Annotated in this window: 22 protein-coding genes; all 22 read right to left on the bottom strand. The window is 47.0% G+C overall.

Translation table 11 applies throughout. The features are described from left to right. Nucleotides 1-77: 77 nt before the first annotated feature. The 22 genes from ACQ5BJ_RS10390 to ACQ5BJ_RS10285 all read right to left on the bottom strand — a co-directional run bounded on the left by ACQ5BJ_RS10390 (nucleotide 78) and on the right by ACQ5BJ_RS10285 (nucleotide 23,623). A complete protein-coding gene (locus tag ACQ5BJ_RS10390) occupies nucleotides 78-4,403 on the bottom strand; it encodes a PolC-type DNA polymerase III (protein WP_412071069.1) in 4,326 nt (1,441 codons plus the stop codon). A gap of 152 nt (nucleotides 4,404-4,555) precedes the next feature. Next, nucleotides 4,556-6,004 carry a proline--tRNA ligase gene (proS, locus tag ACQ5BJ_RS10385; protein WP_005550545.1) on the bottom strand — a complete coding sequence of 483 codons (1,449 nt, stop codon included), beginning with the start codon at nucleotides 6,002-6,004 and terminating at the stop codon, nucleotides 4,556-4,558. A gap of 74 nt (nucleotides 6,005-6,078) precedes the next feature. After that, a complete protein-coding gene (gene rseP / locus ACQ5BJ_RS10380; protein WP_430109819.1) occupies nucleotides 6,079-7,356 on the bottom strand; it encodes an RIP metalloprotease RseP in 1,278 nt (425 codons plus the stop codon). Nucleotides 7,357-7,511: 155 nt separating this feature from the next. Next, nucleotides 7,512-8,654, bottom strand: coding sequence for a 1-deoxy-D-xylulose-5-phosphate reductoisomerase (locus ACQ5BJ_RS10375; RefSeq protein ID WP_005550549.1), 1,143 nt, complete (start codon nucleotides 8,652-8,654; stop codon nucleotides 7,512-7,514). 79 nt (nucleotides 8,655-8,733) lie between these two features. Then, entirely contained in the window at nucleotides 8,734-9,534 is an 801-nt protein-coding gene (locus tag ACQ5BJ_RS10370) for a phosphatidate cytidylyltransferase (RefSeq protein WP_005550550.1), read from the bottom strand. Between the two features lie 18 nt (nucleotides 9,535-9,552). Further along, on the bottom strand, nucleotides 9,553-10,320 hold the full coding sequence (locus ACQ5BJ_RS10365; protein ID WP_005550551.1) for an isoprenyl transferase: 768 nt from the start codon (nucleotides 10,318-10,320) through the stop codon (nucleotides 9,553-9,555). Nucleotides 10,321-10,418: 98 nt separating this feature from the next. After that, nucleotides 10,419-10,973, bottom strand: coding sequence for a ribosome recycling factor (frr, locus tag ACQ5BJ_RS10360; protein ID WP_005550552.1), 555 nt, complete (start codon nucleotides 10,971-10,973; stop codon nucleotides 10,419-10,421). Next, nucleotides 10,973-11,701: a UMP kinase gene (gene pyrH / locus ACQ5BJ_RS10355; RefSeq protein WP_005550553.1), complete on the bottom strand. Its 729-nt coding sequence runs from the start codon at nucleotides 11,699-11,701 to the stop codon at nucleotides 10,973-10,975. Before pyrH ends, frr begins: the two co-directional genes overlap by 1 nt. Nucleotides 11,702-11,826: 125 nt before the next feature. Then, entirely contained in the window at nucleotides 11,827-12,480 is a 654-nt protein-coding gene (gene tsf / locus ACQ5BJ_RS10350) for a translation elongation factor Ts (protein WP_005550554.1), read from the bottom strand. Between the two features lie 144 nt (nucleotides 12,481-12,624). Next, the gene (gene rpsB / locus ACQ5BJ_RS10345; protein ID WP_005550555.1) at nucleotides 12,625-13,323 is read right to left on the bottom strand and encodes a 30S ribosomal protein S2; all 699 of its coding nucleotides are present in this window, start codon (nucleotides 13,321-13,323) and stop codon (nucleotides 12,625-12,627) included. Between the two features lie 191 nt (nucleotides 13,324-13,514). Next, the gene (locus tag ACQ5BJ_RS10340) at nucleotides 13,515-13,703 is read right to left on the bottom strand and encodes a hypothetical protein (protein ID WP_005550556.1); all 189 of its coding nucleotides are present in this window, start codon (nucleotides 13,701-13,703) and stop codon (nucleotides 13,515-13,517) included. Further along, nucleotides 13,696-14,352: a hypothetical protein gene (locus ACQ5BJ_RS10335; protein ID WP_268600443.1), complete on the bottom strand. Its 657-nt coding sequence runs from the start codon at nucleotides 14,350-14,352 to the stop codon at nucleotides 13,696-13,698. The genes ACQ5BJ_RS10340 and ACQ5BJ_RS10335 overlap by 8 nt, the downstream gene beginning before the upstream one ends. A gap of 81 nt (nucleotides 14,353-14,433) precedes the next feature. After that, nucleotides 14,434-14,760, bottom strand: a complete 327-nt coding sequence (locus ACQ5BJ_RS10330; protein ID WP_238555910.1) for a hypothetical protein — start codon at nucleotides 14,758-14,760, stop codon at nucleotides 14,434-14,436. A gap of 47 nt (nucleotides 14,761-14,807) precedes the next feature. After that, entirely contained in the window at nucleotides 14,808-16,214 is a 1,407-nt protein-coding gene (locus tag ACQ5BJ_RS10325; protein WP_040736669.1) for a DUF342 domain-containing protein, read from the bottom strand. Nucleotides 16,215-16,276: 62 nt separating this feature from the next. After that, on the bottom strand, nucleotides 16,277-17,062 hold the full coding sequence (locus tag ACQ5BJ_RS10320) for a FliA/WhiG family RNA polymerase sigma factor (protein WP_163978286.1): 786 nt from the start codon (nucleotides 17,060-17,062) through the stop codon (nucleotides 16,277-16,279). A 15-nt stretch (nucleotides 17,063-17,077) separates the two neighbouring features. Further along, nucleotides 17,078-17,512 (bottom strand): hypothetical protein, encoded by a 435-nt coding sequence (locus tag ACQ5BJ_RS10315; protein WP_005550562.1) that lies wholly within the window; start codon nucleotides 17,510-17,512, stop codon nucleotides 17,078-17,080. A 1-nt stretch (nucleotide 17,513) separates the two neighbouring features. Continuing rightward, complete coding sequence (locus ACQ5BJ_RS10310; protein ID WP_005550564.1) at nucleotides 17,514-18,008, bottom strand: chemotaxis protein CheD; 495 nt, start codon at nucleotides 18,006-18,008, stop codon at nucleotides 17,514-17,516. Next, the gene (locus ACQ5BJ_RS10305; RefSeq protein WP_005550566.1) at nucleotides 18,005-18,625 is read right to left on the bottom strand and encodes a chemotaxis protein CheC; all 621 of its coding nucleotides are present in this window, start codon (nucleotides 18,623-18,625) and stop codon (nucleotides 18,005-18,007) included. Before ACQ5BJ_RS10305 ends, ACQ5BJ_RS10310 begins: the two co-directional genes overlap by 4 nt. Nucleotides 18,626-18,629: 4 nt before the next feature. After that, nucleotides 18,630-19,091, bottom strand: coding sequence for a chemotaxis protein CheW (locus tag ACQ5BJ_RS10300; protein ID WP_005550567.1), 462 nt, complete (start codon nucleotides 19,089-19,091; stop codon nucleotides 18,630-18,632). Nucleotides 19,092-19,149: 58 nt separating this feature from the next. Next, nucleotides 19,150-21,237, bottom strand: coding sequence for a chemotaxis protein CheA (locus ACQ5BJ_RS10295; protein WP_430109829.1), 2,088 nt, complete (start codon nucleotides 21,235-21,237; stop codon nucleotides 19,150-19,152). A 41-nt stretch (nucleotides 21,238-21,278) separates the two neighbouring features. Next, nucleotides 21,279-22,643, bottom strand: a complete 1,365-nt coding sequence (locus ACQ5BJ_RS10290; protein WP_430109831.1) for a protein-glutamate methylesterase/protein-glutamine glutaminase — start codon at nucleotides 22,641-22,643, stop codon at nucleotides 21,279-21,281. A 65-nt stretch (nucleotides 22,644-22,708) separates the two neighbouring features. Then, a complete protein-coding gene (locus tag ACQ5BJ_RS10285) occupies nucleotides 22,709-23,623 on the bottom strand; it encodes a MinD/ParA family protein (RefSeq protein WP_430109834.1) in 915 nt (304 codons plus the stop codon). Between the last annotated feature and the right edge of the window lie 4 nt (nucleotides 23,624-23,627).

Raw genomic sequence — 23,627 nt, 5'->3', positions numbered from 1 at the left:
CGGATTTATCCACATGATTACCAAAAAAATTATATCATAGCCATCTACAATATGGCAAGGGCAACTCCGATCATGCCTTAGAACAGAGACAATTGGTTCGTTTCCGGCAGTCCGCGGAAGCAGCCCATCTGATTAAGCAGCTCGACAATTGTCTTTGTAGCCTTTGAACGCATTTGGAAATCCTCAATGGACAAATACTCCGCCCCATCGCGAGAAGCTGCGATATTGCGAGCCGCATTTTCACCAATCCCCTGCACAGCAGAGAATGGCGGAATGAGCGAGTTGCCATCAACGAGGAATTTCGTCGCATCGGAACGATACAGATCAATCGGCTTAAAAGTGAAGCCCCGTGCCGTCATTTCAACAGCCATCTCCAAAATAGAGATCATCGCCTTTTCTTTCGTTGTTGCTTGGAAGCCCTTCGCCTCAATCTCATCGATCTTCTTATTGATAGCCTCGTATCCTTGGCAGCACAATTCGATATCAAAGTCCTCAGCACGGACGGTAAAGTAGGTCGCGTAGAACTCGATCGGATGGTAGAGCTTAAAATAAGCTGTCCGCACCGCGGAAATAACATAAGCGGCAGCATGGGCTTTCGGGAACATATATTGAATCTTTAAGCAGGAATCGATGTACCACTGCGGCACATTGCAGTTTTTCATTTCTTGAATCCATTCATCACTCAAGCCTCTTCCCTTACGAACGCTTTCCGTTATTTTAAAGGCAAGACCTGCATCCATGCCTGCTTTGTAGATCAGGAACAACATAATCTCGTCACGACAACCAATAACGGTCTTGATCGTACAGATTCCATTCTTAATCAGTTCCTGCGCATTACCAAGCCATACGCCGGTACCATGAGATAACCCGGATATTTGCAATAAATCGGCGAACGTGCTTGGCTGTGCTTCCACAAGCATCTGTCGTACGAAGCGGGTTCCCATCTCAGGAACACCATAGGTCGCTACTGGTGTCCGGATTTGCTGCGGCGTTACGCCAAGAGCATCGACGGAGTTGAACATACTCATAACCTTCGGATCATTCATTGGAATCGTTGTCGGATCGACCCCTGTCAAATCCTGCAGCATCCTCATCATCGTCGGATCATCGTGCCCTAGAATATCAAGCTTCAATAAATTATCCTCGAACGCATGATAATCGAAGTGCGTCGTCTTCCATTCGGCACTTGTATCGTCCGCTGGATATTGAACAGGCGTTACATCTTCAACTTCGATATAATCCGGTACAACGACGATACCGCCTGGGTGCTGGCCTGTACTGCGCTTCACGCCCGTACAGCCTGCTGCAAGGCGGTTAAGCTCTGCCCCTCGCCATCGCTTGCCATGGTCTTCTTCATATTTCTTTGCGAAGCCGTATGCCGTTTTTTCCGCGACCGTACCAATCGTACCTGCACGGAACACACTCTTCTCACCGAACAGCACCTTCGTGTAGTTATGCGCCACAGGCTGATAATCACCTGAGAAATTCAAATCGATATCGGGAACTTTGTCTCCCTTAAAGCCGAGGAATGTTTCGAACGGAATATCCTGTCCATCCCCCTTCATCGGCTGGCCGCATTCTGGGCAATCCTTGTTTGGAAGATCGAAACCGCTCGGTACACTTCCGTCCGTAAACCATTCGCTATGCTTGCACTCCGGATTGCGGCACACATAATGCGGCGGAAGCGGGTTAACTTCTGAAATTCCAAGAAACATCGCTACAACCGAGGAGCCTACCGATCCCCGCGAACCAACAAGATACCCATCTTCGTTCGACTTCTTCACAAGACGCTCTGAGATCAGATAATTCGCGGAGAAACCGAATTTAATGATTGGAATCAGTTCCTTCTCAAGACGCTGTACAATAATGTCATTTAACGGTTCCCCGTAAATGCTCTTCGCCGTATTGTAGCATTTATCACGGATTTCTTGATCCGCGCCCTCAATATTCGGCGTAAACAGTTCTTTCGGGAATAAATCGAAATCCTCAAATCGTTCCAGCAACGCATTCGTATTCTCTACAACAAACTTATACGCCTGCTCTTTACCCAAAAACTCAAATTCCTGCAGCATTTCATTCGTCGTCCGGAAATGTGCATCAGGCTTGCGGAGATCCTTGAGCGGACTGAAGCCCGTGATCCCATGGATGGTTATATCACGGAACAGCTTGTCTCGCGGATGCAAGTAGTGCACATTACCTGTTGCGACAACAAGCTTGTTCTGCTTTTCACCGATCTGAACGATTTTGCGAATTGCGCCTTCAATCTCAGCCGTCGAACCAACCAAGCCCTTCTCCACCAAGTGCATGTACATCGTCAGAGGCTGGATTTCAAGCACGTCATAAAACTCTGCTACCTGCTCTGCTTCTTCCATTGATTTGTTGAGCACCGTCTCGAAGAACTCACCCTTCTCACAACCTGACATGATCAATAAGCCTTCACGCATGCCGACGAGCTTGCTCTTTGGAATACAGGCGACGCGCTTAAAATACTCCGTGTGGGACATCGAAACGAGCTTGTACAAATTTTTCTTACCCACCGCATTAAGCGCGTAAATCCCGCAATGGAACGGACGAGCATTTTGCAGGTTCTGACCTACATAATCGTTCATCCGATCAAGTGTTTCAATCCCGATAAGCTGCTGAGCGTCTTGAAGCAAGCCATTCAACACACCACCGAGAGCTATCGTATCGTCAATCGCACGGTGATGGTTCTCCAGCGATACTTTATATTTGTCCGCCAATGTATTCAGACGGTGATTTTTGAGCGTCGGGTGCAGTAGCCGCGCCAGTTCTAACGTATCTAGTACTGGATTGTTCATCTCAGACAAATTCATAAGCTTCAAATTATGCTGTATAAAGCCAATATCGAACCTTGCGTTGTGCGCAACGAGGATCGAGTCCTGTGCAAACTCCACAAATTTCGGCAGCACTTCTTCAACATCCGGAGCATCTGCCACCATTTCGTCCGTAATATTGGTGAGCTGCTGAATGTTATACGGAATTCGAACATGCGGATTGACGAATGTGCTGTAGCGATCAATCTCTTTCCCCTCTTGCATTTTTACAGCAGCAATCTCAATAATCTTATTGTTCGTTACAGACAAACCGGTTGTCTCGATATCAAACACCGTAAAAATGGCATCTTTCACCGAGCGATTGTCCGCATTCAGAACAACCTCCATATTATCATTCACAACATTCGCTTCTAAGCCATAGAGCATTTTAATGCCGTTTTTCTTTGCCGCCTTCGCTGCTTCTGGGTAACACTGCACGTTGCCATGGTCAGTCACCGCGATCGCCTTATGTCCCCATTTGGCTGCCTGCTTCACGTAATCGCTAATCGAAGTTACTGCATCCATCGCACTCATCGTAGAGTGAAGATGAAATTCAATACGCTTCTCTTCAGCGGTATCCTGCCGTTCCGCTGGAGCCTTGACTTCATTCAAATCATTTGGCATCATCACGAGCTCAGGCACCTGCATGAAACGATCATATTCTACCCGACCGCGTGCTTTCAGCCATTGACCATCCCGAATAAGGCTAAGCATTTTGACATCTTCCTTCGTCTTCGCGAACATCTTCATTGCCATTGAGTCCGAGAAGTCCGTTAGGTTAAAGGTGAACAAGGTACTGCCATTGCGCAGTTCCTTCATCTCGACACCAAAAACGGCCCCTTGTATCGTGACACGCTTCTCCTCATCCTGTATGTTCATAATCGGAGTTGGATCATCCTTAATATCGTAACCAACATGCAGACGCTCAGGCGCTTCTCCCTCTTCCTCCACCACTTCACGCGCTGAATCTTCCATCATCTGCTGAATGACTTGACGTTCTTCCTCCATAAGCTTCTGCTGGAATGCTTCATAGGCTTCCGTATCATGGCTGCCCTGCTGCATGGTCACACGCAATGTACGAGTGAAATACGTTTCAAAAAACGTCGTGCAATATTTATCGATTTGCTTCTTCTTCGCAAGTTCCAACGACGTCGCATCAGGCAGAGAAAGCTTAATCAGATCCTTTTCAACCTCGTACTGCCCTTTATGCAGCCATCCGTTTACCGACGCCACCTCGCGCTTAACCCATTCCATGAACAATCCCCAATAAGCATCAACGACATCCTTATTTGGAAGCTGCTCTTCATAATGAAAAATGATTTTGATCTTGGCAATGTGGGACAGCTTATCCTGTACACGCAGGCAGAACGTACGATAAGCCTCCGCCGGGACGACTGTCGACTTGCCGATGTGAATCGTCCACTCTTGATTCGAGCGGCTGCACTCCACCTTGTCAATCCATCCATCATTGAAAAAGCTATCTAACAGTTCGACAGGAACTTCCACCTGTCTCATCAACACTTCAAATCGCTGCCTTTTATCCGTCATGTAGATTGAAGCACCTCCCAACTCCATACTGCTGCCGAACCCACAGGTAAAGTGGCAGTGTGTGAACAAAGAGAAGCCTCCCTCAATCGAGCCATCGTCCGGTGTTCCGTTGGATGTTCCAATGATGGAAGCTTCCCTTCATTGTGCTCCTTGAGCAAGGAGCATGTATCTAATTAATACGCTCGTGCAAATACGACCGTATGCTTGGCATCTTCTCCGCAGACAAGGCATTTCGTTTTTGTCGTTTGCGGATCAAATGGAATGTTGCGGCTCGTTGCACCTGTCTCGTCCTTAACATGCTTCTCGCACGCCTCTGATCCACACCAGCCAGCCAGTGTAAATCCACGCTTTTCTTCCATTTGCGCCTTCATCTCGTCAATTGTCTCTACCGAGTAGAAGTGCTCGTCGCGGAAGGAACGCGCGCGCTCGAACATTTCTTGATGAACGTCAGCAAGCATGCGGTTTACTTCTTCAACCAAATCCGCCTGCTGTACAATGCGTTTCTCACCCGTTACGCGAGAAACTAACACGCATACTCCATTTTCCATATCACGAGGGCCAATCTCCAGTCGAACCGGCACACCACGCATTTCATATTCGTTGAACTTCCAACCCGGACTAATATCAGAACGGTCGTCCATGCGAACACGCACACCTGCTTGTTTCAATTCGCTGAATAGCTCATTGGCCCGTCCTACAACTTGCTCGCGCATCTTCGCAGGGCCAATAGGAATCATAATAACTTGTGTAGGGGCTACCTTCGGCGGCAATGCAAGTCCTCTGTCATCACCGTGTACCATAATCATGGAACCGATTAGACGAGTGCTGACGCCCCAAGAAGTAGTGTGAACGAATTCCTGTTCGTTCTCGCGACCCAAGAATTTAATATCAAAAGCAACCGCAAAATTCGTACCCAAGTAGTGAGATGTTCCGGCTTGAACCGCTCTGCCGTCCTTCATCATCGCTTCAATGGAGAATGTATCTACGGCACCGGCAAATTTTTCAGAAGGCGTCTTCTGCCCTTCGATTACCGGAATTGCCAAGTAGTCTTCTACGAATTCACGATAAATTTTCAGCATCTGCATCGTTTCTTCGCGTGCTTCCTGCTCTGTTTCATGCGCCGTATGACCTTCCTGCCACAAGAACTCACTTGTACGCAAGAATGGCAGCGTGCGCTTCTCCCAGCGCACAACGTTCGCCCACTGGTTAATTAACACAGGCAAGTCGCGGTATGATTGAATCCATTTCGAGTACATATGTCCGATCATCGTTTCCGATGTAGGACGAATCGCCAACTTCTCTTCCAGTTGTTCGCCGCCTGCTTCAGTTACCCAAGGCAGCTCAGGATTGAAGCCTTCCACGTGCTCCTTCTCCTTCTGGAAAAAGCTCTCTGGGATGAACATTGGGAAGTATGCATTGCGATGGCCAGTTGCCTTAAAGCGGCGATCCAGTTCGTCACGAATATGCTCCCAAATTTCGTACCCATCCGGGCGAAATACGATACATCCTCGAACTGGAGAATAATCCATCAAGTCCGCCTTCTTAATCACATCAATATACCAACGGGAGAAATCCTCCTGCTGTGGGGTAATCTCCGTAACAAACTGCTTCTCTTTCGACATAACGGTACATGTTCCTCCCGACAGACACGGTTATTTGTACTCTAGTATAAATGAAATGAACCGTGATATAAATGTTAACCTTTAACCAATCGTAATATATCATTGTAGGTTACAGCAAGCATCAATAACATGAGCATTGCAAAGCCTACAAAATGAACCATGCTTTCCCTGCTCGGATCAACAGGCTTGCCTCTAACAGCTTCCAGCCCAAGGAATACGAGACGGCTTCCATCCAGCGCAGGAATAGGAAGCAAGTTGAAAATTCCTAAATAAAGGCTCAATATCGCCGTCCATAGCGTAAGCTGTTCGATTCCCTTCTTCGCAATTTGGCCAGTCACTTCGAACGTACGAACCGGCCCGCCCAAATCATCCAGCTTGAATTGGCCAAAGATAAGCATGCGAAATCCTTCAAAAATCTTCTCCGTCGTATTCACCATAGAAGTTGAGGCGAACGACATCGTCTCACCGAATGAGGCCGTTCGTGTCGGCAGTACCGGTACAATACCAACCTTGCCGCCTTCTTGACCTTCCACCTTCTGCGGAGTCAGTGTCGTAGTGAAGCGTTCTTCACCGCGTGCAATAAGGAATGTCATCGGCTTGCCTTCGGAGTCAGCAATCAGCTTAATTAACTTGTCACGATCGCCGCCGATATGCTTGCCGTTTACTTCCTCAATAATGTCTCCCTTTTGCAGTTGAGCTTGTGCTGCTGGAAGCCCTGGTGTTACATCGCCTATTTTCACAGTTGTGGGGTTTTCTACTGGAACGCCGGATAACGATACGGACACGCCAAATAGAATAAATGCGAGCACAAAGTTCATAAAAGGACCTGCAAAAATAGCAAGTGCGCGTTGCCCCACTGTCTTGCTGCCAAACTGCCGATCATGCGGGGCGATTTGAATTTCATCACCCTTCACAATCATCTTAGCCTGCGGATGAATGTCGTAAGTTGTGTCTTCCCCTTCAACATTCAAAGTCAGCTTCAATGAATGCTCCAAGTCAATCGATTTCACTTCTCCACGAACAACCTGCTTGCGCATATCCAGCTGATCTAGGTACAATTTCGTCACCTTATTGTCGCCTGATATACGTACAGCTATGGTCTGTCCGGGATTAACTTCGACGATTTCAGGATCTTCTCCGGCCATCCGTACAAAGCCGCCGATCGGCAGAAGCCGAAGTGTATATCTTGTTTCTCCACGTGTATGGGAGAATATTTTCGGTCCGAATCCAATAGCGAACTCTCTAACGAGAATCCCTGCCCGTTTGGCGAAAATAAAATGTCCCCATTCATGAATCGTTACAATAACGAAAAAGACGAGCACGGTTAAAAATACGATTTGCACCATCTGCACTGCGTAGAATCCTCCTTTTTGTGCGTGTTCACTCCTCCTGACATGTCTCTTGGAATCATGAACGGCCCCAATAACAATCGGACAGCGGTTTGTCTATATAGATTATCATTATTCTCCAATCCCGCACAAGAGAATCCGTATCTAGTGAATGGTTGTTATAAAATGGACAGAGCTTCTGCTCGCGTACGCATGTCCGTCTCTTGGATCGCCTCCAAGGATGGATGCGAAATCGTCTGATGCTTCGTGATGAGCGTGCTCACAATACGTTCAATATCTAAGAAAGAAATTTCACCGCGAAGGAATCTCGCAACAGCCACTTCGTTGGCCGCATTGAATACGGTGGTAGCCGTGCCCCCTGCCTTACCGCAATCATAGGCGTATCGAACCATAGGGAAGCGTTCTGTGTCCAGCTCACGGAAATGAAGCTTTGCGATTTCTGCCAAATTCAATGAAGCTGAAGTATTCGAAAGTCTCTCTGGATAAGCCAATGCATATTGAATAGGTACGCGCATATCAGGTACACCCAATTGCGCAATGATGCTGCCATCCAAATATTCTACAAAGGAATGAATAATGCTTTCAGGATGGATAAGTACACGGATTTGCTCGTAAGGCAGATCAAATAGCCAGCGTGCTTCTATTACTTCGAGACCTTTATTAGCCATCGTTGCAGAATCAATAGTTACCTTTGCTCCCATTGACCAGTTCGGATGCTTGAGTGCATCCTCAACCGTAACATTTTCCAGTTCATCTCTCGTACGATCCCGGAAGCTGCCGCCAGATGCCGTGAGTGTAATTGTCCGCACCCCACGCATCGGTTCCCCGTTTAAACACTGAAAGATAGCAGAGTGCTCACTGTCTACCGGCATCAGCGCAACACCTTTTGCCCGTGCTCGTTCCGTAACCAGGTGTCCCGCTGTTACTAACGTTTCCTTATTCGCAATTGCTATTGTCTTCCCTTCGTCAATCGCTGCAAGTGTCGACTTCAAGCCGATACTTCCAACAACAGCTGTAACGACGGTGTCCGCCTCGCTGCCAGCAGCCACTTCAACCAACCCATCTTCTCCATAATACAGTTCAACACCCTGTGGCAGTCGTTCCCGCAGGCGATCAGCCGCAGCCTTGTCTTGAACCGATACTTTGCTAGGCTTGAACTCATGAATCTGCTCAAGCAGCAATGATGTATTGTTCCCAGCTGCTAATGCTTCTACCTTAAACTGCTCAGGATGCTGTCTGACGATGTCGAGTGTCTGTGTCCCGATTGAGCCGGTTGACCCTAGTATAGAGATCCTCTTCATGGCCTCACCTCTTCACCCTATTCATAACTATATCTATTACATGATAACGTCATCGCTGCTCTTGTCGACAACGTTCGATTTACAACGTTAATAGTCCGATCAGATGAACGAACGGGAACACGACCAACCAGCTGTCGCAACGATCTAGAACACCACCATGGCCTGGAAGCAATGTACCCGAATCCTTCACACCTCGAACCCGCTTATAGGCCGATTGGATCAAATCACCGAACTGACCGACAACGGCAGACGATAACCCAATGCCTAGCGCAAGCGGCAAGCTAACAATATCAGGTCGACCAATAGCAAATAATAGAGCGACTACAATCGACGTCAGAACTCCACCAATTGCCCCTTCTATCGTCTTGTTCGGACTGATAGACGGCCAAAGCTTATGATTGCCGATCGCACGGCCAATGAAATACGCACCGATGTCTGACGACCAAATGACTGCAAACAACATGAGCGTCCAAAATAAACCATCAATCCCCATTGATGTGCGTGTCAGCATCATGTATTTAAAACCAATTCCAATATAAAACGCCCCTAGCCACAACTGTGACACTGCCTCAATCGACACTTTATTTTTGGATAATACCGTCATGCCAAGCATCAGCAGCATGCTGATCCACACGACTGCTTCTAACGGTACATCCCACCCTATTGACCAGCTTGTCCAAGGAATCGCAATTAAGGCCATCGTTGCATACCCAATCAACGACGCCAAATCGAACGGAGATACATGATGCATACGTGCAAATTCATAATAGCCCACAAAGGCAAGTGCGAGGAGCAGCAGCTCATACGGCAGACCGCCAATGATGCATAATGCGCCGAACAATAGTCCTGCTATAAGCCCTGTAACGATGCGCTGTTTCATATAGACTGTTCCTCCAACCTATTGTAATCCACCATATCTGCGCGTTCTGCGCTGATACTCCATAACGGCCTCCATCAGATGTCGCTCAGTGAACTCTGGCCAGTAATCATTGGTGAACCACAATTCGCTGTACGCGATTTGCCAGAGCATGAAGTTGCTCAGTCGCATTTCCCCGCTAGTTCGAATGAGCAAATCAGGATCAGGCAAGCTGCTTGACAAAAGATGATCATGAATCAGGCCCTCATCAATGGAGTCGACTGCAATCTCACCTGACTGTGCTTTGCGTACAATTTCACGAACACCTTCCACGATTTCACGCTGACTACCATAATTCAAAGCGAAATTCAAAATAAGTCCTGTATTATGCTTCGTTTTTTCAATGGCTTCCTCAAGCGCTTGTTTCGTATGTTCAGGCAAACGGTCACGGTACCCCATCATTCGCACTTGGACATTTTTCTCAATCAATTCATCGAGTTCGATCGCCAAAAATTCCTGTGGCAATTTCATGAGAAAATCGACTTCTTCTTGCGGGCGCTTCCAGTTTTCGGTCGAAAAAGCGTACATCGTAAGCACTTTTACGCCCAAATCATTCGCTGCGATGGTTACGCGCTTAACGGCTTTCATTCCTGAATGGTGGCCAGCAATGCGCGGCAAGCCCCGTTTTTTAGCCCAGCGGCCGTTGCCGTCCATAATAATCGCCACATGCTGTGGGATATTATCTGGCATCAGTTCCAGCTGGTTGTGGCTTCCTCGCTGCTGTAACCACGCTTGGAATCGCTTAATCATTCGGTCTCCTCCAACCCGGTGATGAAAAAAAGACAATAAACCCCACCGTTCGGAGGGGCATGAAGAACAAAAAAGAATAGGTTCTATTCGTCTTACTTTTATACTTCCATAATTTCTTTTTCTTTAACAACTAATACTTTATCCACTTCAGCGATGAATTTGTCAGTCGTCTTCTGAATATCTTCTTGATGACGACGAGACTCATCCTCTGAAATGTCTGTTTTCTCAAGCTTCTTGATGTCATCATTCGCATCACGACGAATGTTGCGGATTGCTACCTTCGCTTCTTCACCGAACTTCTTCGTGTGCTTGACAAGCTCTGCACGACGCTCTTCTGTTAACGGCGGAATCGATAGGCGGATCAACGAACCGTCATTTGCTGGTGTCAATCCAAGATCCGACTTCAAAATCGCGCGTTCAATATCAGCCAAAGAGGATTTGTCCCAAGGCTGAATCATGAGCGTACGCGGATCTGGCGTGCTGATGTTCGCCAATTGGTTAACTGGCGTCATCGCGCCATAGTATTCTACTTGAACACGATCAAGCAATGCAGGTGTTGCGCGTCCAGCGCGCAATGTTGCCAGTTCCCGTTTCAAAGCGGCAATCGCTTTTTCCATGCGTTCTTCTGCGTTTTTCTTCACTGCTTGTGGCACTAGTCTACACTCCCTTTTACAATCGTTCCAATCTTCTCGCCGAGCACGACGCGCTTGATATTGCCTGACTCCGTAATTGCAAATACAATAAGTGGGATGTTATTGTCCATACACAACGAGGATGCCGTTGCATCCATAACACCCAAGTTGCGGTTCAACACTTCCATATATGTCAATTGCTCGAACTTTTCTGCTGTTTCATCCTTAAATGGATCAGCTGAGTATACACCATCGACTTTATTCTTCGCCATCAAGATCACATCGGCTTCGATTTCAGCAGCACGGAGCGCAGCTGTCGTATCCGTCGAGAAGAATGGATTCCCGGTTCCTGCTGCAAAAATAACAACACGTCCCTTTTCCAAATGACGTATTGCACGACGACGAATATATGGTTCTGCGATTTGCTGCATCGCAATCGAAGTTTGTACACGAGTCGGCACGCCAATTTGTTCGAGGGCATCCTGTAAGGCAAGCGAGTTCATAACCGTTGCAAGCATCCCCATGTAGTCTGCTGTTCCGCGGTCGATTCCTTTTTCACTTCCCGCAATACCGCGCCAAATGTTGCCCCCGCCGCAGACAATTGCGACCTCTACGCCAAGCTCTACAACCTCTTTTACTTGCTCGGCAATGGAGTTGATCATTTCGGATTCGATGCCGAAGCCAGCTTGCCCGGACAACGACTCTCCGCTTACTTTAAGTACGATACGTTTATAAACCGGTTGTTTCAATGTATACCCTCCACTTTTCCATAACGGCCGCTAAAAAAGAAGGAACACGATGTGTTCCAACTTTTAAGCGCGTCTGTTGATTACGTAGTAGCCGCGTTCGTATGTCCTCTTTTCAAATGAAAAGATTACTTCATGTTCGCTTGAGCCATAACTTCTTCAACAAAATTATCTTCTTTTTTCTCCAAGCCTTCACCAAGCTCGAAACGAGCGAAGCGACGTATAGAAATGTTTTCACCGATTGTTGCGATTTTCTCTTTCAGCAACGTTTCGATTGTTTTGTCTGGGTCTTTAATGAAGGATTGCTCCATCAAGCAGTACTCTTCATAATATTTACCGATGCGGCCTTCAACCATTTTTTCAACGATTTTTTCAGGCTTGCCTTCGTTCAATGCTTGTGCTTTCAAGATTTCTTTTTCTTTTTCGATTTCCTCTTGTGACACTTCTTCGCGACGAACATATTTTGGAGCTGTCGCTGCGATTTGCATAGCTACATCACGAGCGAATTCTTTGAAGTTGTCAGTCTTTGCTACGAAGTCAGTTTCGCAGTTGATTTCAACCAATACGCCAATGCGTCCGCCAGCGTGGATGTAAGACTCAACCACACCTTCTGTAGCGATACGATCGGATTTCTTAGCCGCTGCTGCAAGACCTTTCTCACGAAGCAATTCAGCTGCTTTCGTCAAATCGCCGTTAGCCTCTTCCAATGCCTTTTTGCAATCCAGCATACCTGCGCCTGTTTTTTCGCGCAATTCTTTTACTGCACTCGCATTTACTGCCATCTCGTATTTCCCTCCATCAATAAATTGGTACCGACGTATTATGTACGATTAACGGCACCGAACGTTATACAGCTTAAAAAAAGGGCGGCGAGAGGTGAACCACCTGCCAACCACCCTTTTGTTCATCTAATTAGTATTCCAAACTTACGCTGTTGTTTCTTCGCCTTGATGTGCTTCAACAATTGCATCAGCCATCTTGGAAGTCAACAATTTAACTGCACGGATTGCATCGTCGTTACCAGGGATAACGTAGTCGATTTCGTCCGGATCACAGTTTGTATCAACGATACCTACGATTGGGATACCCAGTTTACGAGCTTCCGCAACAGCGATGCGCTCTTTGCGTGGATCGATAACGAACAACGCGCTAGGCAAACCTTTCATATTTTTAATACCGCCCAAGAACTTCTCGAGACGATCTTTTTCCTTGCGAAGTATGATAACTTCTTTTTTAGGAAGAACTTCGAATGTTCCGTCTTCTTCCATCGTTTCGAGTTGCTTCAAGCGATCGATACGTTTTTGGATCGTTTCGAAGTTTGTAAGCGTACCACCCAACCAACGTTGGTTGATGTAGTACATGCCGCAACGCTCAGCTTCTTCCTTAACGGAATCTTGAGCTTGCTTTTTCGTACCTACGAACAAGATTGTTCCATTTTCTTCGCCGACGGATTTTACAAAGTTGTAAGCTTCCTCGACCTTTTTCACTGTCTTTTGCAAGTCAATGATGTAAATACCGTTACGTTCTGTGAAGATATATCTGTCCATCTTCGGATTCCAACGACGTGTTTGGTGACCGAAGTGTACCCCAGCTTCCAAAAGCTGTTTCATGGAGATAACTGCCATCTTCACTACACCTCCTAATATGGTTATTTATCCTCCGCCAGTATCCTCTTTCGATGAGACTTCCCGCAGTTGTCCCGACAGAAAGCACCCTCACTGAAATACACTGACGTGTGTTCTTAACACCGTCATTTAATATACCATAACGCCTACCCAGTTGCAACCACTTTATCCATTGTTCTGCCTATGCGCATCTACTTCGTTTTTGGGTTCGTAGATTGAAGAGGAACAAGCTTATATCCTGCTTGCTCTGCAGCACGCTGCAGCTCCGTATCGGATATCGGCTCCATTGTCCGCTGACCGATCATACACAACTGAAGCAGAAGTCCTCCGAGAACAATCCCAGCTCCAAGTCCGATAAGAAAGCGTCGATCCTTAATCATGAGATCCCTCCTGCTGACCCAATCGGATAATAAGCTGAAGTTCGCCGATAGGCATTCCCACTTTCTCCGCTATAGCCTGCTCTGACCAACCGTTTTGGATAAGCTTGAATATTTCTGCATACCGCTTCTGAATTTGAGGATTAGTTTGCGTTGCAGGCTCTATTTCATCAACTGCATGACTCTCTTCTATTTTATTAGCTTCAAGTAAATCTGGGGCAGCAGCAGGTATCCAATTTGAATCAATAGCTGATTGTTCAGTCTCATCTTCCGCATGAATACCTTCAACCGGTTGCTGCTTGCTGTTATCATCCACCAGAACAATACCGCTGCTCTTTGCAACTGAGGATGCTCGTATAGATAGGTTCGCAGCGTGCTGAAAGTTGTTCCACCTGGTGTTCGACTCCTGTTCAAGCTTGTCCAATCGTTTGCGCAGCGCTTCATCTCGATATTCTCCCTCTTGCTTCATTCGCTCGATTACCGTCAGGAGCTTATCATTTTCTGTTTCCAGCTCAGTCATATAATGTTCAAGTGTCTCTTCCATATTACGGCGCATCTCTGTGCTATCCGTTATCTGCTGTGTTCGAGGACGGAGCATGCCAATGGCAACAATGACACCACCTAATAGTACAATATAAATCCAGGGCTCCATCTGAGCACCTCCTTATGTCGTCACGCATCCTAAATGCAAGCGCCGCGATCCACACATAATGCGGGAACCCGGCGCCACCATTTAACACATGAAATCAATATGTTTACCTTTGAAGGGATGTTGGGCCGGAACCGATGCTTGCCCAGCTTCATCTTGATTGTGCTCCGATTGATTGTTATCGCTTCCATCTCGATCTGCATGGTTCTCACCTTCATGCTGTTGATTGCGAATTCGAGCATCCTGTGATGATTCGACCTGTTCATTTCGCTCTCGTGACTTTGCCATCAACTTTTGCGCTTGCGTATTTAATATTGCTTGTTCCGTTGATGGGCGCTGCTGCTGTTGATGCTGCACAGTCGATGTTTCCTGCGTTCGCGGCAGCGCGATTTGCATTTCTACAGGCTTCATATTCATCAAATCACCCCGATTAGGCTAGTAACCCTCCACACGATCGATTATCGGTAAGGCGTCATCATGATGTCGCCTTCAACGATACGGAAGGAAATTCGCTGTGCCATATCCTTGATGAACCGTACATTGCGGCCAATAACCAGCTTGGCACCGCCGTATATCGTATGAGTTACATCTATGGAAGATACAGCAGTGTCCTCGAGCATTTTTTCGATTTCCAGCATACGCTCACGCATTTCGGTCTGCTCTCCAACAAGCTGTTTTTTCGTTGAATTCAATTTAATGCGCATTCCTAGTTTTTCTCCTGTCAACTGTCCAGTTGCAGCTAGTTGATCCAGAATACGAAGTGCTTTTTCGGTCTTCTCTACATTTTCAACATTGTATTTAAGCTTCGTTCGCAAATCTGTTAATTCATTACGCAAATCCGGTTGGACTCCCACTTCAATAATGGTGGCAGTAGACATCGTATTGCCGATCGTACGAGCGGTTACACGCTCGCCTGCCTGTACAATTCCGCCTACAATAAGTCCCTTCGTGCCTTGGCAAACGACACGCTTGCCTGCTCGAATGTTGGAATGCATAATGCTTTGCGACACATTGACTTCTGTGCCTGCAATAACGTTCGCCTCTTGAATAAACGAACATTTCACATGAGTTCCAGCTTTAACGAGTCCTTTATTGCTGGCAATAATTCCGCCGCTTACCTCAATGCAGCCTGCCGCAGTGAGCGTAGCGCCTTCTACTCCGCCATAGACGCGGATATCCCCTGCCGCCTTAACCGTAAATCCAGTCAGTACATTACCACGAATGACGATTGTGCCGACAAAATCAATATTACCTGAGCGATAATCCACGTCTCCATTGACTTCAAATACAGGAAATACACTAATTCGATCTGGTTCAATTCGGGATACTAGTCCATCAATCGCTGAATAAAGTGCTTTTTCATCCTCATCAAGAACAACATTCTTACCTTGCTTGAAACGTGCCTCACGTCCATTGATTGCTTTCAGTTCCTCACCAAGAACGGACATGCCGGGTATCCCTTCTTGGCTTGGAATCCGCTTGGCTATCAATTGACCTTTCTTAACGTTGTCTAACTGCTTCACTTCACGAAAATCAATCGTACCGTCTTCTCTCTCAGCTGGCCTTGACTCGCTTCCGCTCTGCGGAAGCATTAATTCGATTCGACCATCTACACCGTGTACGGGTGCTTTTCCATGAGCGACCATCGTTGCACCACGAGCAAAATTGATCGGATTTGCAGCGATATCCTTCAGAACCTCAGGCTGTACTCCATATCGAACGCCATAAGAGCGCAGAAATTCGTTCAATTGTTCCACCGTACACTTGAGATCTTCGGCAGACTTCTTAAAATAGAGATGCGCCTGCATCTTATCTTCAGATATTGCGACATCCATATACTCTTCCAATGCCAATGTCATACTCACGAAAAACCCCCCTTTCTTTTTCTTCATTCAGCGTAGTCTCTCAACTATTCCGTATCTATTTTTTAATTTTCCATTAACATAGGTTTCTGCTTCTCCAATACGGTTCGCAATCTTAATATCGCCTTGGAGTGCAGCTGCGAAATTCGGGAAGGTGATAAAGACATGACTTCCGCGATTTCACTTAAAGACAAGTCCTCGTAATAGAACAAGGAGATTACCGTTCTCTCTTTATCGGTTAATTTATCAATTCCTTGAACAAGGGCTTCCTTTAAATAATACTCATTGACCTTGTACTCTGGATTCTTCGCAGTCTCATCAATCAATAGCGATATTCGAGTCTCCGAGTCATCCTCTCGAATCGGATCTTCCAATGAACAAATCGACATAATCGATACATCTTGAAGCATTCCATGGAATTCCTTTTCGCTGACTTGCAAATAGGCGCTTACCTCTTCATCTGACACAGTACGCAAGTATTGCTGCTCCAATTGTTGATAAGCCTCTTCTATTTTTTTCGCCTTTTCTCTTACCGAGCGAGGCACCCAATCTCCAGAGCGAAGTCCATCAAGGATTGCTCCCCGAACACGCCATGAGGCATAAGTTTCAAATTGCAATCCTCTTCGGTGATCGAATTTTTCAACAGCATCTATTAATCCAATAACACCATGGCTAGCCAGATCGTCCTTACTAACATTGCGAGGCAACCCTGCAGCAAGTCGATTCGATACGAAGTCGACGATGGATAGGTGGTTCTCTATCAATTGCCGCTTCGCATCCTGATCACCATGATCCTTCCAGCGTTCCCAAAGCCCCTCTTGCGAGCCAGGTTGTAATTTCTGTACGCTCACCGACAGTCAACCTCCTTACTTTTGTACGAAGTGACGAACAGCCTGTGCCAATTTCTCCGCATCTGGTTGCGGCTTGGTCACGAGCTTGGGTGGTTGCAGCGGTTGGAACGAGCCGCCATTATCATCTTCCGGATTCGTTTGTTTCGAATCTGGGCCAGACGGCCGCAGCAAGTCTCGAATAGCATCCTCTTCATCCGGAGTTGTCATATCCAACAGTGACCCTGCATTCGGGTTCTGATAAGAGCCTGATCCAGCCAGTACGGCATCAGCTTCTTTATGCAGCATGCCTAAGGCATATCTGACTCCATATGCAAGCCCAAACCATATCGCAAACGCAATGATTCCACGGAGCATACTCGTCGTCCAGACATTATTGCTCCAGGACACCATCATTGCAAGGAATGCTCCGACGGCACCAAATATGTAATTCCAACGTATTGTTCCTCTCATGCTATATATCCTTTTCACCCATCTGCACACTGCGAATGTGTAGTCTCCCGTCATCGCAGTACAGCTCAATCGTTCTCCCATAATTGCCGCCTGTATCTTCTGCGTGAAGCGGGATACTGTATTGCTCCAACATTACTTTGCAGGAATCAACATTACGTGGGCCGATGCGCATCATGTCGTTATTGGATGAAAAAGCGAACATTTGTGCGCCGCCGGCCATTTTCGCATGCATCCGGGACATGGAGGCCCCGGCTTCTGTCATGCGGCGTATTAGCTCTGGAATAGCAGTATCCGCATATTTGGCAATATTGCGATTTCCCTCTCTTGCTATATCGGAAGAGGGCAACATGACATGCGCCATCCCCGCGACTTGGGCAACGGGGTCGTATAATGTCAATCCAACGCACGATCCGAGACCGGTCGTACGTAAGGAACCGAAACGGCTCACCTGCAAATCGGCCATTCCGACTTTTACAACCGTCGACTCTTCTATCATTCGAATGGCACTCCCAATGCAGCAAATATTTTGTCAAAAGAGTCCGGGTCAGGTATTAAGAAAAAGGTCCCTTGCACTTCATCGCAATCCTGTAAAAACTTCGTATCGATTAACAAAGCGCTGTCTCCCATTTCCCCATACTGCAATATTCCGTAGTTGAGCACTGCACCTGCCATATCGATGGCAAGCTGAGGAACAGTTGGAGACATCGCCAGATGTGTGAAGTCTGCCAAGGAAGACAAGTACGAACCCGCTAATATATTTCCAATCTCCGACAAGGCGGACAATTCCATGTCATTGAACCATTGGTTAGTGTCTGAAGGAAGAGCTTCCAAATGTGACAGAAGGCGCTTAGCGGCATCGGTATCAAACATGAAGAATAAATGGCTTGGCGCATCTCCCTCGACGCGAAAATAAATCGCAATTACAACATGCTCTGCTCCACCGACCTCGTCCGCAATTTCTTCGAACGGCAGAAGCCGTACCTTAGGCACAGCCATGTCAATTGGCCGGTTGAGAAGACGGGATAGTGCCGTTGCGGCGTTGCCGGCACCAATGTTCCCGACTTCCTTCAGAACATCCAGCTTGAATTCTCCGAGACGTTCAAATAAATGCACGCTGCTACGCCTCAAGCTGCTCTAGTCGAATAATTTCGCTCTTATTCAGCACTTCGGCCAAATTGAGCATAATAAGCAAACGGTTATCCCCAATCTTAGCTACGCCGCGCAAGTATTTGGCTTGAATTCCGCCAACAACCTCTGGTGCCGGTTCGATATCCTCATCAATAATGTCGATGACATCATTGGCGCTATCGACAATAAAACCAACTTCCAGATCTTCATAAGCTACGATTATAATGCGGGATTGTTCAGTCACTTCCGCTGACGGCAAACCGAATCTGCCACGAAGCTCGATGACAGGAACGACAACACCGCGCAAGTTGATAACACCTTTAATGAAGTCATATGTTTTCGGAACTCGTGTAATAGGAAGCATGCGCTCTATCGTTTTTACCTTTTCTACTTCAATACCGTATTCTTCTTCTCCTAACGTAAAGACAACGACCTTTAATTCCTCTGCCATGTCGCGCCCTCCTTCATTTGAATATGGCTGTATTGCTATCATGAATAGATATTGATGATTACTTCAGTAAGGCATTCGGGTCTATGATCAACGCCACTTGCCCATCTCCAAGTATCGTTGCACCAGAGAAGCCCGGCGTGTTTTTCAAATAGGTTCCGAGCGGCTTCAGCACAATCTCGCTTTGACCGATAAAGTCATCTATAGCGAGTGCAGCCAAGCGTTCGCCTTTACGCACAATGATGATTTCTATCTCTTCTTCTTCCATATCCGAATAATTCGGACAATCGAACAATGTGCTGAGGGACAGCAAAGGAATTACGCTGTCTCGGTAATCGACCATTCGAATTCCACCGTGAACACGGCGTATTTTCTCTTTCTTAACCAAGCTGGTTTCCACAATAGAGCTAAGCGGAATTGCATATTTCTCGCTGCCCAAACGGAAGAGCATTGCTGATAAAATCGACATCGTAAGCGGAAGCTGTACAATGAACTTCGTTCCTTGTCCCAACTTGGACTCTACGATAACATGTCCGCCAAGTGAAGTAATCTTCGATCTTACGACATCAAGTCCTACGCCCCTGCCTGAAATGTCAGAGACTTTTTCCGCCGTACTAAAGCCGGAGGCGAACAATAACATATAAACTTGTTCATCGCTCATTTGAACTGCTCTCTCTGCAGTCACTACCCCATTCTTGATGGCTTTCTTCAGAACCATCGCGCGGTCAATTCCATGACCGTCTTCTTCAATTTCGATGAAGACATGGTTGCCGCTGTGGAACGCCCGAAGATGGACAGTTCCGGTTTCTGATTTGCCCGCTGCGATACGTTCTTCGATGGATTCAATACCATGGTCAACTGCATTACGCAGCAAATGGACAAGAGGATCACCAATTTCATCAATTACCGTGCGATCAAGCTCAGTCTCAGCACCTGTAATAATGAAATCTACTTTTTTATCTAGTGATTTAGCCAAGTCCCGCATCATCCGCGGGAATCTGCTGAATACTGTATCAACTGGCACCATGCGCAGCTTGAGTACGATATTTTGCAGATCGGAACTCACACGTGACAGATGCTCCACAGTGTCTGTCAAATCATGATTTTTCAGTTCTCCGGACAATTGTTCAAGACGAACACGGTCGATAAGCATTTCGCTTAATAGATTCATTAATACGTCAAGTCGCTCAATGTCCACTCGAATTGTTCGATTTCCAACTGGTTTTCCCGTAGCAGCGGCTGCTGTATTTGCCTTTCGAGCTGGAGCAGAAGTCGATTCCGAAGCCGCAGACTGCTCTTGCTTTACGTCGGGCTTGGATGGCGCTGCTGTTGCCGCAGCTTCCTGCTTTCCAGCTTGTATCTCATCAATCTGACTGTTCCAATTCCGAACATCATCAAGCGTGAATGGCTGCACCTGCACACTGTCCAGCTCTGAAACCTGTCCGATTTCTTGCTGTAGACGCGATTCCTGTTCGCTACTGACATAGAACACAGAAAATCCATTTTCGAACTTGTCCTGCTCGATGTCCTGTGCTGGCGGGTTCGACTTCACAACTTCTCCGTACTGCCCTAATACTTGGAACACCATATAAGCTCGAGCAGCCTTAAGCACGCAATCTTCACGCAATCGGATATGAATATGGTATACATGCATGCCTGCTTCCAGCGATTGCTCCAGTATACTTCTTTGGAATTCATCAAGCCGTTCGTTTTGCTCTTCTTCACCAGAAGCAGAGCTGCCGTCTTCAGAAGCTGCTTCTTTTTTGTAGTCGCCCTTGACTATGGACTGAAGAGATGCAACGATTGCCGTCACATCCGCCTTCCCTTCACCGCCATTGGTGATATCGGAAACCATTGCTTCCAAAGCATCCAAGCTTCGGAATAACGTATCAAAAATGAAGGAGTCCATTGCAAGTAGGTTATTTCTCACAAGATCCAATACATTTTCCATCTGGTGGGTTAGTGAGGCCAAGTCCTCAAATCCCATCGTTGCCGACATCCCTTTGAGTGTGTGGGCAGACCGAAAAATAACTTGCACAATCCCAACATCGTCCGGCTGGTTCTCCAACTCTAGCATGTGCTCGTTCAACGCTTGCAAATGGTCGTTCGCTTCGTCAATAAACATGGACAAATATTGATTCAAATCCATGCTCGAACACCTCCTTTAACGATTTGCACAACAGTATCTGATCATTTCATCGCATGTGTGATGGACTTAGCCATCTGCTGAAGTGGAATGACTTGCGATACACATCCCAACTCGATTGCCGCGCGCGGCATGCCGAAGACGACGCAGCTTTCTTCACTTTCGACAAAGGTAGAAGTCACGCCCTCGTCGGCCAACCGTTTCATCATTTTTGCACCATCACTGCCCATCCCTGTTAACAGAACAATATGTCGTTTTAGCTCCTTCAACGGCAAAAGCGACTCGAAAAGGGTATCTACCGAAGGACGATGCCCGTTGCGAGGCTCTCCTTTAGAAAGAGCAATTGAATATGTCCCCTCCGGGTTGCGCACAGCCGTCATATGCATGCCGCCTGGCGCTATATAGGCTACTCCGGTATGAAGCACTTCGCCATGCTGCGCCTCTCTCACTTCGATATCGCTATAATTGTTCAATCGTTCAGCTAATGACTTCGTAAAATTAGGCGGCATATGCTGAACCACCAATATCGGCGCAGGTATTTGCTTAGGGAGCGATGATAACAGTTGCTTCAATGCACGCGGTCCGCCTGTTGATGTCCCGATGGCAATGATTTGATCGAATTTGACTAGTTGGGTCGCACTTACAGCTTCATGCTGTCCTGTGACCCGGGAAGACATCCCATCTATTTGCTCATCGCGACAACGTGGTTGTACTTCAGCATCTGAGATTGGAACAGGTGGCTTGTCCTCTCGAGAACGGCTAGTAACAGCCTTTTCGTCCGGAGTTCGACGTGTCTGCTTTTCATTAGCTGCCAATCTTGCTGCGGCTCGAGATGCCAATGGACTTTTAGCCTTTGGCTCATGCCCCTCCTCTTTACGAGGTTTCGAAGCAGATTGATTCGGCGGCAAAGCATGATTTTCTTCTGTCTGAGAAGCTGTCGCCGCATACTCCCTTTTAAGACGCTCCCCTTGTTCCCGCAATCGCTCAAGCTGACGCTTCCTTTCTTGAGAAGCGATAGCAGTATGCAGCTTCTCTCGAAGCATTTCTCCTACATTATGTATATCTTTCGATCCGCCCGCTGGACTTGGCTTGCATACGAAGTCAAATGCTCCATATTCAAGGGCGGATAATGTTTCCGAACGCCCTTCCTCTGTCAAGCTTGATAGCATAATTACTGGAGTAGGACATTCTGTCATGATGCTCTGAAGTGCTTCTAAACCATTTCGAATCGGCATTTCAACATCAAGCGTCACAGCATCCGGTTTCAGTTCCATCACTTTATGTACAGCATCCACCCCGTCTGAGGCTGTCCCTACAATTTCAAAGGAATGATCCTGGATGATTAAATCAGAAATAATCGTTCGCATGAAGGCCGAGTCGTCCACAACAAGCACTTTCTTAGTTGTCAATTTCTCATCACGCTCCCTGGCAGCAATTTGTGAATACTGCGTCCTTCATTCCATTATGCGTTCATTTAGGAAGACCATTTGCCCAGCCATTTGCGCAAGAAATGCTTAACACCACCAGTTTGGCCCGCCTGCCCTGCTCCGTGTATATAGGCATTGGCTAGTTCGCGCAGTTGCTTGGCAACTATACATTGTGGATACAAAATGGTAAACGGGATTTGCTTCTTCACAGCCTGCATGACATGAGGATCATCATACAAAATGCCAAGCGTGGGAATCGGGCGATGTAGGAATCGCTCCGCTACTGAGGATAGTCGCTCAGCAGTTTGGCTTCCCTCTTTCCAGTCAGATGCACGATTAATTACGAGACGGAACGTATGATCAGGTCTAGCTGCAGTCACAACCTTAATCAGTGCATAGGCGTCCGCAGTGGATGTTGGTTCTGGTGTGGTTACGACAAGTGTTTCATCCGCTGCAGTTAGAAATTGCATCGTTTCCTTACTTAAACCCGCTCCCGTATCGAACAATATGACATCATATTGTTCTGACCATTTTTCCATTTCCTGAATGAAGTGTTCAATATGAACAGAAGGCATATCCAGTAGTTCTTGAAACCCTGAGCCTCCAGGAATGTAATGCATCCCGCGAGGGCCCACCTGAATAATATCCTGCAAGGAACGCCCGTCACGCAGCACATGCATTAGGCTTACCCCCGATGTCGCACCAAGCAGTACATCGATGTTCCCCATGCCAATATCTGCATCGAATACTAGTGTTCGATATCCCGCCTCCTGCAAGGAGAGTGCAAAGTTCAACGTGAAATTGGATTTCCCCACTCCACCTTTGCCGCTCGTAACCGCAATAATGCGTGCCGTTGAAACCTGAGCGCGTTCCTGCGGCTTTCTGCTTACCGGCATCATTCGAGCTTTCTCATGACGGGACTCTACCAGTTGTCTTAGCCCTTCTGCTTGATCATAGCTCATCTCG

It is taken from the genome of Paenibacillus sp. B1-35, assembly GCF_050474385.1.
Classification (GTDB): Bacteria; Bacillota; Bacilli; order Paenibacillales; family Paenibacillaceae; genus Paenibacillus_B; species Paenibacillus_B alvei.
The sequence above is the reverse complement of the archived record's forward strand: the minus strand, read 5'-3'. Positions and strand labels throughout refer to the sequence as shown.

What these genes read in the sequence shown, in the direction of transcription:
- proS (WP_005550545.1), bottom strand. Translation starts at nt 6,004, where the DNA reads ATGTCGAAAGAGAAGCAGTTTGTTACGGAGATTACCCCACAGCAGGAG.
- ACQ5BJ_RS10375 (WP_005550549.1), bottom strand. Translation starts at nt 8,654, where the DNA reads ATGAAGAGGATCTCTATACTAGGGTCAACCGGCTCAATCGGGACACAG.
- ACQ5BJ_RS10370 (WP_005550550.1), bottom strand. Translation starts at nt 9,534, where the DNA reads ATGAAACAGCGCATCGTTACAGGGCTTATAGCAGGACTATTGTTCGGC.
- ACQ5BJ_RS10365 (WP_005550551.1), bottom strand. Translation starts at nt 10,320, where the DNA reads ATGATTAAGCGATTCCAAGCGTGGTTACAGCAGCGAGGAAGCCACAAC.
- tsf (WP_005550554.1), bottom strand. Translation starts at nt 12,480, where the DNA reads ATGGCAGTAAATGCGAGTGCAGTAAAAGAATTGCGCGAAAAAACAGGC.
- rpsB (WP_005550555.1), bottom strand. Translation starts at nt 13,323, where the DNA reads ATGGCAGTTATCTCCATGAAACAGCTTTTGGAAGCTGGGGTACACTTC.
- ACQ5BJ_RS10340 (WP_005550556.1), bottom strand. Translation starts at nt 13,703, where the DNA reads ATGATTAAGGATCGACGCTTTCTTATCGGACTTGGAGCTGGGATTGTT.
- ACQ5BJ_RS10335 (WP_268600443.1), bottom strand. Translation starts at nt 14,352, where the DNA reads ATGGAGCCCTGGATTTATATTGTACTATTAGGTGGTGTCATTGTTGCC.
- ACQ5BJ_RS10330 (WP_238555910.1), bottom strand. Translation starts at nt 14,760, where the DNA reads ATGAAGCCTGTAGAAATGCAAATCGCGCTGCCGCGAACGCAGGAAACA.
- ACQ5BJ_RS10315 (WP_005550562.1), bottom strand. Translation starts at nt 17,512, where the DNA reads ATGAGAGGAACAATACGTTGGAATTACATATTTGGTGCCGTCGGAGCA.
- ACQ5BJ_RS10310 (WP_005550564.1), bottom strand. Translation starts at nt 18,008, where the DNA reads ATGATAGAAGAGTCGACGGTTGTAAAAGTCGGAATGGCCGATTTGCAG.
- ACQ5BJ_RS10300 (WP_005550567.1), bottom strand. Translation starts at nt 19,091, where the DNA reads ATGGCAGAGGAATTAAAGGTCGTTGTCTTTACGTTAGGAGAAGAAGAA.
- ACQ5BJ_RS10295 (WP_430109829.1), bottom strand. Translation starts at nt 21,237, where the DNA reads ATGGATTTGAATCAATATTTGTCCATGTTTATTGACGAAGCGAACGAC.
- ACQ5BJ_RS10285 (WP_430109834.1), bottom strand. Translation starts at nt 23,623, where the DNA reads ATGAGCTATGATCAAGCAGAAGGGCTAAGACAACTGGTAGAGTCCCGT.